Raw genomic sequence first — 13,852 nt, 5'->3', positions numbered from 1 at the left:
ATTTCGTCGTACCGTCATGAGCTGGCCGTTGTAGCAAGGGGAGGAGTCTATGTTATACGACTCAAAATTAGAAAAAGATAACTGTGGATTTGGCTTGATTGCGCATGTAAGCGGTCAGCCGAGTCACAAACTGATCCGTACAGCAATCACAGGTTTAGACCGCATGCAGCACCGAGGTGGTATTTCTGCTGATGGCAAAACCGGTGATGGTTGTGGACTGTTATTACAAAAACCGGATAGTTTTTTCCGTGCCGTCGCAGCTGAAAACGATTGGCATGTGGGCAAAAACTATGCGGTAGGTATGCTATTTTTAAATCAGGACCATGAGCTTGCAGCTGCGGCTGAGAAAGTGATCAGTGAAGAATTAGAAAAAGAAACACTGACGCTCATAGGTTGGCGTGAAGTACCCACCGATCCATCTATGTTGGGTCCTATCGCTAAAGCACAATTACCGCAGTTTAAACAGGTTTTTGTCGGTGCTCCTGAAGGGTGGCGTCCTAAAGATTTAGAGCGTCGTCTATATATAGCAAGACGACGCATTGAAAAGCGTTTAGAGCAAGATGAGCAGTTTTATATTTGTAGTTTGTCTGGTTTAGTGACTATCTACAAAGGCTTAATGATGCCGGCGGATCTACCGAATTTTTATACGGATCTTGCTGATATGCGGATGACCAGTGCGATTTGTGTATTCCATCAGCGCTTTTCAACCAATACACAGCCTCGATGGCCGTTGGCGCAACCATTCCGCTATTTAGCTCACAATGGTGAGATCAATACCATTGAAGGTAACCGTCAGTGGGCGAGGGCACGTGCTTACAAGTTCGCGTCACCGTTGTTACCAGATTTGCAAAATGCGGCACCGTTTGTCAATGAAACGGGTTCTGACTCGTCTAGTTTAGATAACATGCTAGAGCTATTTTTAGCTGGTGGCATGGACTTATTCCGCGCTATGCGTATGTTAGTACCACCTGCATGGCAGAAAAATCGCGCTATGGATGAAGACTTACGCGCATTCTATGACTTTAACTCCATGCATATGGAACCGTGGGATGGACCAGCTGGCATCGTAATGTCTGATGGGCGCTTTGCTGCCTGTAATTTGGACCGTAACGGTCTTCGTCCTGCCCGTTATGTGATCACACAAGACGGCTTTATTACGCTTGCCTCGGAAGTGGGTATTTGGGATTACGCGCCAGATGAAGTTATTGAAAAAGGTCGCGTGGGTCCAGGTGAATTACTGGTGGTTGATACTTTACATGGCAAGATTTGGCAGTCCGATGAAATCGATCAAGATTTGAAATCCAGACATCCATACAAAACTTGGCTTGAGCAAAACGTTAAGCGTTTAACGCCATTTGAAGCACTAGATGAAAAAGCGGCTGGCAAGCGCGATCTTGACGATGAAACCTTGTTGACCTATCAGAAGCAGTTTGGTTATACCAACGAAGAGCTCGACCAAGTTATTCGCGTGATGGGTGAAAATGGCCAAGAAGCAACTGGTTCAATGGGTGACGATACGCCATTTGCAGTGCTATCTGAAGGACACCGCTCAATATTTGACTACTTCCGCCAGAAGTTTGCTCAAGTCACGAACCCACCAATCGATCCGTTACGAGAAAATCATGTAATGTCACTGGCGACTTGTATTGGTCGCGAGCAAAACGTTTTCAACGAAACCACAGGTCATGCTAAACGTTTACAGTTTGCCTCGCCGGTACTGACTTATTCTGATATGCAGCAGCTATTAACCGCCGATGATGACCATTACTGTGCGTGTAAAATTTCATTGATTTACGAGATTGAAGAGTCTTTGCAAGATGCAATCAAGCGTATTTGTGATGAGGCTGTTGCAAAAGCAGGCTCCGGGTGCGTGATGTTAGTGCTCAGTGACCGAGAAATTGCTGCAGGCAAGCAAGTTATCCCAGCGGCGATGGCCGTGGGGGCAGTACAAAGGCGACTGGTGGATGGCAACCTGCGCTGCGATACCAATATTTTGGTTGAAACAGGTAGCGTAAGAGATCCGCATCAGTTTGCTGTTCTGTTAGGTTTTGGCGCAACAGCGATTTATCCTTATCTAGCTTACGAAACCCTTGTTGCAATGTGTGATAAGAAGATCATTAAAAAGTCTTACCGCGAGGTGACTTTGTCTTATCGCGGCGCGATTAACAAAGGTTTATACAAGATCATGTCGAAGATGGGGATCAGCACCATTGCTTCCTATCGTTGTTCGATGTTGTTTGAAGCCGTCGGTTTATCCGATGAGGTGGTTGAATTGTGCTTCAAAGGAGTTGCGAACCGTATTAAAGGTGCGTGTTTTGACGACTTTGCCTTGGAGCAACAACAACTCAATAAATTGGCATTTAGCAAGCGCAAACTACTATCACACGGTGGATTATTAAAGTATGTGCATGGTGGTGAATATCATGCGTATAACCCTGATGTCGTGCAAACTTTGCAGACCGCAGTTCGTTCGGGTAACTATCAAGACTACGTTAAATATGCGGAGCTGGTAAATAACCGTCCAATTACGAATCTGCGAGATATGCTTAAGCTTAATACGGCGCAACAAGCAATCGACATCAACGACGTTGAGCCTGCGACTGAGCTATACAAACGTTTTGACTCAGCCGCGATGAGTATCGGGGCTTTATCACCGGAGGCACATGAGGCGTTAGCGATTGCGATGAATCGCCTCGGCGGTTGCTCTAACTCTGGTGAGGGTGGTGAGGATAAGCTACGTTTTGGTACAGAAAAGAATTCGCGTATTAAGCAAGTTGCTTCTGGCCGATTCGGTGTGACACCACATTATTTGCGTTCAGCTGACGTTATTCAAATCAAAGTTGCGCAAGGGGCAAAGCCGGGCGAGGGTGGTCAGCTGCCGGGTGAAAAAGTCACCCCTTATATCGCGAAGCTACGCTATTCGGTTCCTGGTGTTACTTTGATTTCGCCGCCGCCGCATCACGATATTTATTCGATTGAAGACTTAGCTCAGCTTATTTTTGACCTTAAACAGGTTAACCCTGAAGCGATGATCTCGGTCAAACTGGTTTCAGAACCAGGTGTTGGCACGATTGCGACTGGTGTTGCTAAAGCGTATGCCGATCTCATTACCATTGCCGGTTATGACGGTGGGACTGGGGCGAGTCCGCTGACATCGGTAAAGTATGCAGGTAGCCCTTGGGAGCTTGGCCTTGCTGAAACGCAACAGGCGCTGGTTGAAAATGGTCTACGCCACCGCATTAGGTTGCAAACAGATGGCGGCTTAAAGACAGGATTAGATATTATTAAAGCTGCAATTTTGGGTGCTGAGAGCTTTGGCTTTGGCACAGGCCCTATGGTAGCGCTTGGCTGTAAATACCTGCGGATCTGTCACCTCAATAACTGTGCAACCGGTGTTGCGACGCAAGATGATACGTTGCGTCAAAAGCATTATCACGGATTGCCAGAAATGGCGATGAACTACTTTAAGTTTATTGCGCAAGAGGCTCGTGAACTGATGGCGGCTCTGGGAGTCACAAAGCTCACCGATTTGATTGGTAGAACGGATTTACTTGAAGCCATTGAAGGTAATACTGCGAAGCAGAAAAAACTTGACTTAAGTCCGCTTCTAGCGAAGCCGAACAATCCGTCAAATGAAGCGTTGTATTGCACCCATACTAATCCATCACATTACAGTGGAGCGTTGAACGAAAGCTTACTTGCGAAAGCGAAGACGGCAATCGACGAAATGACAGGTATCTCGCTGGTGAGCCGTATATCCAATACGGATCGCTCTATCGGTGCAATGTTGTCTGGTTATATCGCGAGTAAGCATGGTAACCAAGGTATGGCAGCGGATCCAATCGCACTTGAGTTACATGGTACAGCAGGGCAATCGTTTGGGGTTTGGAACGCCGGTGGCCTTGAAATGACATTAGTCGGTGATGCTAACGATTATGTTGGTAAAGGGATGGCTGGTGGAAAGCTAGTCGTGCGTCCTCCTGTCGGCTCAAGCTTTGCCTCTCATCAGGCGGCTATCATTGGTAACACCTGTTTATATGGCGCGACCGGCGGTAAGTTGTTTGCGGCAGGTCGAGCTGGCGAGCGTTTTGCTGTACGTAACTCGGGTGTACAAGCGGTTGTTGAAGGGCTTGGTGATAATGGCTGCGAATACATGACGGGAGGCGTAGTGTGTGTGCTTGGTCAAGTTGGCGTTAACTTTGGCGCAGGCATGACCGGTGGTTTTGCCTATGTACTTGATGAAGAAAGTGATTTTGATAAGCGGATCAACCCTGAGTTGGTCGAGCTGGTAGACCTCAAAGCGCTGGCATCGCACCAAGAGCATCTACGCGGTTTGATTGCAGAGCATCTAGATTTAACGAGCTCAACTCGAGCTGAGCAGATCTTAGCTAACTTTGAGTTGTATTTGCCAATGTTTAAATTGGTAAAGCCAAAGTCGAGCGATTTAAACAGTTTACTTGGCCACCGAGCGCGTAGTAGCGCTGAGCTAAGAATTCAGGCGCAGTAGGAGAGAGCAATGAGCGAGAACGTTTACCAATTTATCGATGTACAACGTGTAGATCCGCGCAAAAAGCCTATTTCTACGCGTAAGCAATCTTTTGTTGAAATTTATGAGCCTTTTTCTGAGCAGCAAGTTCATTCACAGTCCGACCGTTGTTTAGATTGTGGTAACCCGTATTGTGAATGGAAGTGTCCAGTTCACAACTATATTCCGCAATGGCTCAAACTTATTCGTACGGGCAGAATCATTGAGGCAGCGGAACTGTCTCACCGTACCAATAGTTTGCCTGAAGTGTGTGGGCGAGTATGTCCGCAAGATAGGCTTTGTGAGGGGTCGTGTACGCTGAACGAAGAGTTTGGTGCAGTGACTATAGGAAATATTGAAAAATATATTACCGATACGGCGTTTGCACAGGGCTGGAAGCCTGATCTTTCTTACGTTACTTGGACCGATAAGAAAGTCGCAATCATAGGTGCGGGCCCAGCGGGGCTTGGTTGTGCGGATATTCTAGTGCGAAACGGCGTGCGCCCAGTGGTGTATGACCGCAACCCTGAAATTGGCGGTTTGCTGACCTTTGGGATCCCGTCATTCAAATTAGAAAAATCGGTAATGGAAAACCGTCGCGAGATTTTCACCGAAATGGGCGTTGAGTTTAAACTCAATACCGAGGTTGGTCGTGATGTTTCAATGGACGAGCTATTGTCGCAATACGACGCCGTATTCTTAGGTGTGGGGACGTACCAAAGCATGAAAGGTAATCTTGAAAATGAAGATGCCGATGGTGTTTATGATGCGCTACCATTTTTGATTGGTAACACCAACCGAGTTATGGGCTATGACGAAAGTCAGCATAGCTATGTGAACATGGCTGGGAAGCGCGTAGTGGTACTAGGTGGTGGAGACACAGCGATGGACTGTGTTAGAACGTCAGTCAGGCAAAATGCGCAATCCGTGATCTGTGCTTATCGTCGTGATGAAGAAAACATGCCAGGCTCCGTTCGAGAAGTTAAGAATGCCAAAGAAGAAGGGGTTGAATTTAGATTCAATTTACAGCCGGTTGGTATTGAAATTGACAGCTCAGGCAAAGTCACGGGCGTTAGAATGGTGAAAACACAATTAGGTGAACCCGACAAAAATGGTCGCCGTAGTGCTGAAACCGTGGAAGGTTCTGAGCATACACTAGAAGCTGACGCGGTGATTATGGCATTTGGTTTTAAGCCGCACAACCTTGACTGGTTAGCACAATACGATGTCGCAATAAATCACTGGGGCGGTATTGTTGCACCAGAAAAAGGCGCATTTACACATCAAACGAGTAATCCGAAAATCTTTGCTGGTGGTGACGCCGTACGAGGTTCTGATTTAGTGGTAACGGCGATTTTTGAAGGCCGCAACGCCGCTGAAGGCATTTTGGACTATTTAGAAGTTTAATGCTTTTGTCGTTCACAAACCCCAACTACATTCGTTGTAGCTGGGGTTTTTTATTTGAATTTTGTGTAGGGACTGTTTATCTTTTAAGTTTGTTTTTGCAGCAGTTTGATTGGTGTTTATACAAGGCAGAGTCTGCGTAGCATAGTGGTTCTATGTGAGTCAGGCGAGAACACAGTAGAAATGCCAATCAAGCGCTGCCCTTTGTGTTCACCAGAGTGTGCTTTGTTCATTGTTGCTCAACTTTTACCTAGATTACTAGGCGGCAAGTCGAGCGTCGCGACCAAAACGCACTCAGAAGAACAAAAATCAAACAGCAAAGGTCAACAGACCCTTGTTAGCCGCTAACTTAATTTCACTTAACATGTATTTATCAATAATATTAAGGAAAGATCATGAATGAAACAATAAACTCAGGCGCTGATGCGGTCACTGCAAAGATAGCGAGTGTAAACGATTGGCGTGCGGCGGTATTGCAGCAGATCAGAAGTCTGATCCTAAGTGTTGATAAAGATGTAGAGGAAGATATCAAATGGCGTAAGCCAAGCAACCCAACAGGAGTGCCCGTATGGTCAAAAGCTGGCATGATCTGCACGGGCGAAGTATACAAAGATAAGGTCAAACTTACCTTTGCATATGGCGCAAAGTTTGAAGATGAGCACCAGTTATTCAATACAGGGTTTGCTGGTAACACTAGACGGGCGATTGATATTAAACAGCAGGACATCATCAATGAAGCCCATTTTTGTACATTGATCCGTGCAGCAATTCAATTCAACCTTGAAAAATAAAACGTAAAACGGTCTGGTTTAATGTAGCATTCATGCAACCGCTTTGGGTAAGGTTGGCTCAAAGTTTGGTGGCAAAGCTTCAGGGTTTCAATGTGGCGTCCTTGTGACGTTCGCATTAAGCTCGATAAAAGAAAAATAAAAAGGAATGAAAAATAAAGAATGCACAAAACCAAAATAACGACGAATTTATATCTCTATCAATTTCCTCCTTTTGCTGGGGATCATGTTGGCTACAATATCTATGCATTTTTTCACAACAATACCGCCATGCTGCTTGACACTGGCTTTGAAGCGCATGGACAAGCTGTTCGCGAAGATCTAAACAGTCTTGATATCACCATAATACAAGTTTTATTTTCACACTTTCATCCGGATCATATCTCTGGGTTGCCAGCGCTTGCAGGACCAAAACTGTTTGGAAATCATCATTATAAAAACACATTAGATAAATATACTGCTAAAGAGAAGCATCACTATTTTGAGGGGCTTAATGAGCTGTATGAAAACTCTGTGCTACATTTCGGTGAGTTCGAGCTTAAATTTGAGTTGATTACTGGACATGTAGAATGTGGTTTATACACCATCATTAATGATAAATATATTCATGTAGCTGATGATATCATGACATCAAACGAGGGAGAGGCGCTTCTGCCTGCGGTCCATATTAGTGGAGCTCAAGCACATTTTAATTCCCTAGAAAAATTAAAAAAGTATGCCGATCTCACTTTACTGCTCTCTCATGGTAATCCAATTTCTGGTACGGAACCGATTTTAACCGCAATATCTCAAAGGCAAAGTTATTTAGAGGCGATAACCCAAAGCGAGTCACCATTGAGTCTTGAAAACGCCTTGTGGCTGGATGTACGGCGGAGTTTTTACATACAGAGTGGCATAACTACGTTTACCGTTAATCATGTTACATCACATAAAATTGCCTTTCGTATTTGCTAACAGGCTATGTTTATGGGTTGTCTACAAATATAACCTGTCAGGACTGATGACAGGTACTCAATGTTTTACGCACTTTGTAATTGTAATAACTCCTTGGCACTCGCTCTTGTCGTGTCACTTATTTTATCTCCACCAATTAACCTTGCTATTTCATCAATGCGTTGGCTTTGTGCCATTGGGGTCATTTTGGTAAAGGTTTCGCCATGTTCTACCCGTTTTGCGACAAAGAACTGGTTGTGACCACTGCATGCCACTTGCGGCAAGTGGGTAACACAAATAACTTGCGTGGACTGACCAAGTTGGCGTAGTAATTTACCTACGGTTGCAGCCGTTGGACCTGAGATCCCAACATCAACCTCATCGAAAATCAAAGTGGGTGTCGTAACACGTGTTGCGATAATCACTTGAATGGCTAAGCTTATCCGAGATAGCTCACCACCCGAGGCAACTTTGCCCATAGGCTGTAAAGGTTGTCCTGGGTTAGTCGAGACGTAAAATTCAATGTGGTCATACCCAAGAGGGCTCGGTTTTGCGCCAAGATTAGGCGTTAACTGGATCTCAAATTGACCATCACCCATCGCAAGCTCTTTCATACTTGCAGAAATACGTTCGTTTAGAGATGCACTGGCTTGCTGGCGGCTTTGACTTAATCCTAGTGCAGCTTGGTTATAAGCGTTGATGGCTTCAGCAATTTCTTCCTCTAGTGCATCCAGTCGTGCAGAATCAGAGCTAATAGACTCAAGCTCGTGTTGCAGTGCTTGATGGTGCTGATATACCAATTCAGGCTGAACTTGATGTTTTCTAGCTAAATCTAGAGCTTGAGAGAGTCTATCTTCTAGCTCTTGTAATCGCATTGGATCTTGTTCGACTGAATCAGAATAACTGCGGATCTCTCTACTTGCTTCTTCCACTTGTACTGCAGCTTCTTCAAGCACTTGCGCAATATTCTCAAGGGTTTTGTCAAAACTGGTGAGTTCAGAGAACACTTGTGCACTTTGTTGTAGTTGCGATAACACAGTCTGCTCGTCATTTTCATAAAGGCGAGAGAGCTCACGGTGGCATTGTTCTAAAATGGTTTGACTATGGCTTAGGCGCGAGTGTTCGGTCTCAATATCTTCATATTCGCCTTCTTGTAGGGCAAACTCGTCAAGCTCTGCTACTTGGTACTCAAGAAGTTGTTTTTTTGCGGCTTGTGCCTGTTGTGACTTTTGTAGTTCGGCATATTCTTTTTGCAGCTTATGGTAGTGATTATATTGGCCCTTAACTGCTTGTAACAAAGTCGTGTGGTTTGCGTAAGCATCAAGCAAGTGCAGTTGATATTCTGGTTTTAGCAGTAGCTGATGGGCGTGTTGCCCATGAATAGCAATAAGGTGTTGCCCAAGCTCCTTTTGTTGGCCAGCAGTGACAGGGGAGCCATTGATGTAGCTTTTACTACGCCCACTTTTACTAATAACACGACGAAGAATACATTCATTTTCTTCGTTATCTAGCATATGCTCCGTTAGAAAGCGTTTGGCAGCAGGAAGATTTGAAACATCAAACTGAGCAGAGATATCCGCTTTGTCGGTACCTGGACGAATAGCAGAAGGATCAGCACGCTCACCGAGACATAAAGAAAGCGCATCGATTGCAATAGACTTACCCGCGCCTGTTTCACCTGTAATTGCGGTCATGCCGCAATGCCAGTCAATATTTAGCGCACTAACAATAGCAAAATTTTGAACATTTAAAGCTAAAAGCATACTGTACACCCTAACAGAGAATTACTGTTAATTTATACAGTATTTTATTGTTTAGCAACTCAAATCAAAAAATTTTACTAAAAATAATAGCAAGATTAACCGACGGCGTGCTCTTTTACTAAGGCTGCTTGCATTTGTTGGTTGGATGGCTCTGAATTACCTAGCTCTTGCGAATCCAGCACATCTTCATCTTGCTGTATTGCTGGTGTATCAGGTGTTTGAATGCGTGCAATGAGAGCTGGAAGCATCTCGCGATAGAAGTCACGATTATAGGCAATGCCCGCCGTGGGTAATTCAGCAACAAAATATTGTAATTGCTCAGCAAGCAAATCCATATTGCCATTTGAGCGACACTTATTGAGCTCGTTTGTCACTGAATAGATAAATAACTCAGACACTTTTTCCAGTTGCGCCAAGTTCTCTTCCGAGTGCGCTTGAACAACAAAAAAGTTGCCAACAATTGCATTGATCTGCGGTGCGTATTTTGGCCTTAAAATCTTCACTTCAACGAACTCAGTAACTTTAAGCTTAAAGTTGCTACTAATCACTTTTAAACGGTCGTTAAAGGCTTTTTTTTCCGCTTCACGGGCTTTTCTTCTATTATTTTCAATCACTAAATACACTGAAAGTATAGTGATAAGCAGCGCCAATGTGAAAAATACAACGTAAGCCATTTTATTGTTATTTACCTAAATTAGAAAATTTAACCAAGGTTATTTTGCGTAACTTTGTGGACTTAGTAAAGCCTACTGCCCCAATTTAATTTCTGTCTAAGAACATTGTAGTAGGAGTAGCATTTGGGATGGATCAATCTTAGTCTTTTCTCCGCTTTTTTAATGATAACTTCGTCACCGGGTAGCACTGCCAGTACAACATGACTGTCACAACTCACTTGTAAGCTGTCGGTGTTTTCTAGACTTAACTTAAGTTTGACTTCTTTTTCTGCATCCACCACTAAAGGTCTGCTAGATAAAGTATGCGGAAACATAGGCACCAGTGAAATAGCGTCGAGTTCGGGGGTTAAAATAGGCCCACCACCCGAAAGCGAGTAAGCGGTTGACCCCGTTGGCGTCGAGACAATTAAACCGTCTGAGCGCTGAGAAAATACAAAGTCGTCATCGATAAAAGCCTCAAATTCAATCATATGCGCAACTTTATCAGCGTGTAATACGGCTTCGTTCATTGCTAAATTTGCGCTTTTGAGTTGGTGATGTCGGTATACTGCCACCTCCAACAGAAATCTCGATTCTTCAATAAATTGGCCGCTCAACACCGCTTCTAGTTGCGCTTCAAAGCCTTCGGGGTTCAAATCTGTCAAAAAGCCTAAGTTACCGCGGTTAACCCCAATCACGGCGACATCAAAACGAGCCAGTACTCTTGCTGCACCAAGCATGTTGCCGTCACCACCAACAACAATAGCAAGGTCGCAACGTTTACCTAGTTCAACTAACTCGACAACAGCGTCTTCGTCTAACGACTTTATTTGCTCCGCAACGCGATCTTCTACGAGTACTTCATATCCTAATGCTTGCAAAAATGTGTAGAGTCGTTGTAAGGTCGTCCCCGCGCCTTCGTGGTTGGGTTTGCCAATTAAGCCGATGGTGTTAAACGTGGTCGTCATTCAGTCATTTGTCCTTGGTATCTTTGTTGCAAGATTATATTAAAAGCGTAGTGCTTGAAACTGGCAATTGACACCCATATTAAAATAATTATGAAACTAAATCCCAGAGATGAACAAATTCTGTGTGCGGTCATGCGCCATTATTGTAATGGTGAAGGGCAGCCTGTTGCATCCAGCAAAATAGCAAAGCAGGACGGCCTTGCTATTTGTTCTGCAACCGTACGCAATGCAATGGCAAGACTTGAAAATCAAGGCTTATTGTATTCGCCGCACACGTCAGCTGGCCGCGTGCCCACCGATCAAGGTGTAAAATTCTGGCTACAGGAGTTTTTTCCTCTGGCTGATGTTGCCGTTCATTGGCAACCTGATCAATCCGCAATAGTCTCTTTTGCACATTTATTGAGCCAAAACTTTCAGGTCTGTTGCTGCGTGGGATTACCACAAGTTAGCAGCAAACAAATGTTCCGTGTGGAAGTGCTCGATTTTGATCGTAAAAATTGGCTGGTTCTGCTGTTAGACAGAGCGGGGCAGTCACACAATATTTGTATTGATAAACCCGTAGATGACTCCGACGCGTTGCGATACCAGTTTGCGGCTTGGATGAATACCGTATTCAGTCAACAAACTTTAGTTGAAGGGTTGCACCGAATGCGCGCCATGGCGCACAGTGCACCACCGAGTTGTCATCATATTTTGGCCCAGTGGACTAAGCAGTTAAGTCAGCAATTAGGCTCAGATAATGCAATTGTTGTCGGCGAGCGCTACTTATATAACCGCTTAGAGTTGGATAGAGAGATTAATCTTGGCGTCGGATTTTTAGACCAAGTTGAAGACCGCTTGGCGTTTAAAGACGGTGTATCCGTGTTACTTGGTGAAGAGCTAAGCATGCTCGGTTTACATCGTGTAGTGGTGCTCAGTGTACCGTATTTCTCCAAAGGAGAATATCAAAGTCGCTTTTGCGTCATTTGCCCTGCGGATTCAAAGATCGAAGCCATCTTGTCAGAATTCAAAAAATTGCCGCAATAAAGGGTTGAAACTCTCATTTCAATCCCCATAATTACCGCAGTTGTAAAGAATCGGAGAATCACCACATGTCTGAGCAGACAAAAGCCCCAGAGCAAGAGCTTGAACAAACACAAGCGGAAGCAGAAGTTGTAGAAGCACAAGCAGAGCAACAAACTCAGGAAGAGCAGGCAGAAAATGCGGGTGAGTTAAGCCCAGAAGAAGAAATCGCTGGTCTGTACGCTGAGCTAGAAACCGCTAAGCAAACTATCGACTCACAAAAAGATAGCGTTGTTCGCGCCGCCGCTGAGCTTGAAAATGTTCGTCGCCGTGCAGCGCAGGACGTTGAAAAAGCACACAAATTTGCGCTAGAAAAGTTCTCAAACGAATTGCTACCTGTAATCGATAACCTAGAGCGTGCGATTGAGTTTTCTGACAAAGAAAACGAAACGCTAAAGCCTGTGCTTGAAGGTATTGATATGACTATCAAGACATTTGCCGATGCCCTAGCTAAATTCGGTGTTGAAGCGGTAAATCCACAGGGTGAAACATTTAACCCAGAGTTACACCAGGCAATGTCAATTCAGCCGAGCAATGATGTATCACCAAATACAGTGCTTGCTGTGATGCAAAAAGGTTATACCTTAAACGGCCGTCTATTGCGCCCAGCGATGGTTATGGTGTCTAAGGCTGCTGAATAAGCAAATCCAATTTGAAAAAGCCGCTCATTGAGCGGCTTTTTTGCGTTTAGGAACAAGTGTATTCGCTTACCAACTACACTGTTTCACTTTATCAAACCACGGACTGGAAAAAGATTTAGCTGTGATGGGGAGGGGGGCAGTGACTTCAACACCTAACTCTTTTGCCAAATATCTATGTACTAGCAGTTTTACTTTATCGCTTTCTAACTGGGTATATGCCAGTTGTAACGCTTGCTTAGTGCTTTGGTTGGGCATTTCTCCTTCGAGCTGTTTATAGCGCACCTCGAGCCATTGTAGCCAAGCTTGTTTTGATTCGTTTGGAAAGGCTGTGGTTAGGGTAGATGTGGGCCCTTGTAAACGTTCGTAGTTGACGATTTGCTTTTGAATAAGAAAGACAAACATCAAGTTAATGCCCGCTGAGATTTGACCCGAGCGTTTATCAACGGCTTGATAACCCAGCAGGGCATGACGAAAATACTGCTCGGCTTCAAATATTCGGCCTTGATCAAGCGCGAGGCTACCTAAGTTGCTTTCGATCATCGCCAGTACTGGAGTTTGTTTTAACTCCTCAGCCAGTTTGCGTGCTTTGGCATACAATGTTCTCGCTTTTTGATAGTCATCTTGGTTGCGGGCAACTAATGCCATACTGTTAGTCAGCGTAAGCCGCTGGCGGTCATTTTCTGCATATTTGTAGGCACACTTGAGGCTAGTATCAGCGTCATCAAGGTACTCCTGTCGACGTAACCAAATCCCAAGTGCGCTCAAAATGGTAGGGAGGTTTGCTTTAAAAAACATGTCATCTGGATACAAAAAGGCCGCGTTTATTGAGGCATAGAGCCTATCTACTTTATTTGTTGGTACAGAGGCTCGAGCGCTCAGCAAATGCCACTGAATAAATAAAGGTACAGGTACATCTTGCAATTGATCTAAACCGTCGAGAATAATCAGTGATTGTGCAGGGTTAACTGTTAAATAGTCGCTGGCCTCGTCTAGCTTACTTTCAAAATATGAAAAGTCTTTCGCCAACGCGTGTTGGCAAAAATAAAATGTACAAGTTACAAAGAGTAAAAACCGAACCAAGCAAACCCCAACCACATTTTGGCGTATCTATTAAC

10 protein-coding genes are annotated in these 13,852 nt (G+C 44.6%); 6 read left to right on the top strand and 4 right to left on the bottom strand.

Features of this window, described 5'->3' with window-relative positions:
- Positions 1 to 49: 49 nt before the first annotated feature.
- From gltB to BB427_RS07090, 4 genes are all read left to right on the top strand, one after another.
- Positions 50 to 4,507: a glutamate synthase large subunit gene (gltB, locus tag BB427_RS07105; protein WP_069019924.1), complete on the top strand. Its 4,458-nt coding sequence runs from the start codon at positions 50 to 52 to the stop codon at positions 4,505 to 4,507.
- A gap of 9 nt (positions 4,508 to 4,516) precedes the next feature.
- The gene (locus tag BB427_RS07100; RefSeq protein ID WP_039492449.1) at positions 4,517 to 5,932 is read left to right on the top strand and encodes an FAD-dependent oxidoreductase; all 1,416 of its coding nucleotides are present in this window, start codon (positions 4,517 to 4,519) and stop codon (positions 5,930 to 5,932) included.
- Between the two features lie 392 nt (positions 5,933 to 6,324).
- Positions 6,325 to 6,720 carry a DUF1801 domain-containing protein gene (locus BB427_RS07095; RefSeq protein WP_069019922.1) on the top strand — a complete coding sequence of 132 codons (396 nt, stop codon included), beginning with the start codon at positions 6,325 to 6,327 and terminating at the stop codon, positions 6,718 to 6,720.
- A gap of 159 nt (positions 6,721 to 6,879) precedes the next feature.
- Positions 6,880 to 7,671, top strand: coding sequence for an MBL fold metallo-hydrolase (locus tag BB427_RS07090; RefSeq protein ID WP_069019920.1), 792 nt, complete (start codon positions 6,880 to 6,882; stop codon positions 7,669 to 7,671).
- Positions 7,672 to 7,736: 65 nt separating this feature from the next.
- On the opposite strand, the gene recN is transcribed toward BB427_RS07090, so the two are convergent.
- The 3 genes from recN to nadK all read right to left on the bottom strand — a co-directional run bounded on the left by recN (position 7,737) and on the right by nadK (position 11,034).
- The gene (recN, locus tag BB427_RS07085) at positions 7,737 to 9,413 is read right to left on the bottom strand and encodes a DNA repair protein RecN (protein WP_069019917.1); all 1,677 of its coding nucleotides are present in this window, start codon (positions 9,411 to 9,413) and stop codon (positions 7,737 to 7,739) included.
- Positions 9,414 to 9,508: 95 nt separating this feature from the next.
- Entirely contained in the window at positions 9,509 to 10,087 is a 579-nt protein-coding gene (locus tag BB427_RS07080) for a hypothetical protein (protein WP_069019915.1), read from the bottom strand.
- Positions 10,088 to 10,149: 62 nt separating this feature from the next.
- Positions 10,150 to 11,034 carry an NAD(+) kinase gene (nadK, locus tag BB427_RS07075; protein ID WP_017217984.1) on the bottom strand — a complete coding sequence of 295 codons (885 nt, stop codon included), beginning with the start codon at positions 11,032 to 11,034 and terminating at the stop codon, positions 10,150 to 10,152.
- Positions 11,035 to 11,088: 54 nt separating this feature from the next.
- Here nadK and BB427_RS07070 point away from each other — a divergent pair, with 54 nt between their 5' ends.
- Together BB427_RS07070 and grpE are read left to right on the top strand one after the other, a co-directional pair.
- A complete protein-coding gene (locus tag BB427_RS07070; RefSeq protein ID WP_010375423.1) occupies positions 11,089 to 12,060 on the top strand; it encodes an HrcA family transcriptional regulator in 972 nt (323 codons plus the stop codon).
- A gap of 65 nt (positions 12,061 to 12,125) precedes the next feature.
- Complete coding sequence (grpE, locus tag BB427_RS07065) at positions 12,126 to 12,737, top strand: nucleotide exchange factor GrpE (RefSeq protein ID WP_010375425.1); 612 nt, start codon at positions 12,126 to 12,128, stop codon at positions 12,735 to 12,737.
- Positions 12,738 to 12,803: 66 nt separating this feature from the next.
- Here the strand turns inward: grpE and BB427_RS07060 are convergent, their stop codons facing one another.
- Positions 12,804 to 13,844, bottom strand: a complete 1,041-nt coding sequence (locus BB427_RS07060) for a tetratricopeptide repeat protein (protein ID WP_069019913.1) — start codon at positions 13,842 to 13,844, stop codon at positions 12,804 to 12,806.
- Positions 13,845 to 13,852: the final 8 nt, after the last annotated feature.

Origin of the sequence: Pseudoalteromonas sp. BMB (assembly GCF_001709235.1) — a bacterium.
Classification (GTDB): Bacteria; Pseudomonadota; Gammaproteobacteria; order Enterobacterales; family Alteromonadaceae; genus Pseudoalteromonas; species Pseudoalteromonas maricaloris.
The sequence above is the reverse complement of the archived record's forward strand: the minus strand, read 5'-3'. Positions and strand labels throughout refer to the sequence as shown.

Coding starts and splice junctions, on each gene's coding strand:
- gltB (WP_069019924.1), top strand. CDS start 50: ATGTTATACGACTCAAAATTAGAAAAAGATAACTGTGGATTTGGCTTG.
- BB427_RS07100 (WP_039492449.1), top strand. CDS start 4,517: ATGAGCGAGAACGTTTACCAATTTATCGATGTACAACGTGTAGATCCG.
- BB427_RS07095 (WP_069019922.1), top strand. CDS start 6,325: ATGAATGAAACAATAAACTCAGGCGCTGATGCGGTCACTGCAAAGATA.
- BB427_RS07090 (WP_069019920.1), top strand. CDS start 6,880: ATGCACAAAACCAAAATAACGACGAATTTATATCTCTATCAATTTCCT.
- recN (WP_069019917.1), bottom strand. CDS start 9,413: ATGCTTTTAGCTTTAAATGTTCAAAATTTTGCTATTGTTAGTGCGCTA.
- BB427_RS07080 (WP_069019915.1), bottom strand. CDS start 10,087: ATGGCTTACGTTGTATTTTTCACATTGGCGCTGCTTATCACTATACTT.
- nadK (WP_017217984.1), bottom strand. CDS start 11,034: ATGACGACCACGTTTAACACCATCGGCTTAATTGGCAAACCCAACCAC.
- grpE (WP_010375425.1), top strand. CDS start 12,126: ATGTCTGAGCAGACAAAAGCCCCAGAGCAAGAGCTTGAACAAACACAA.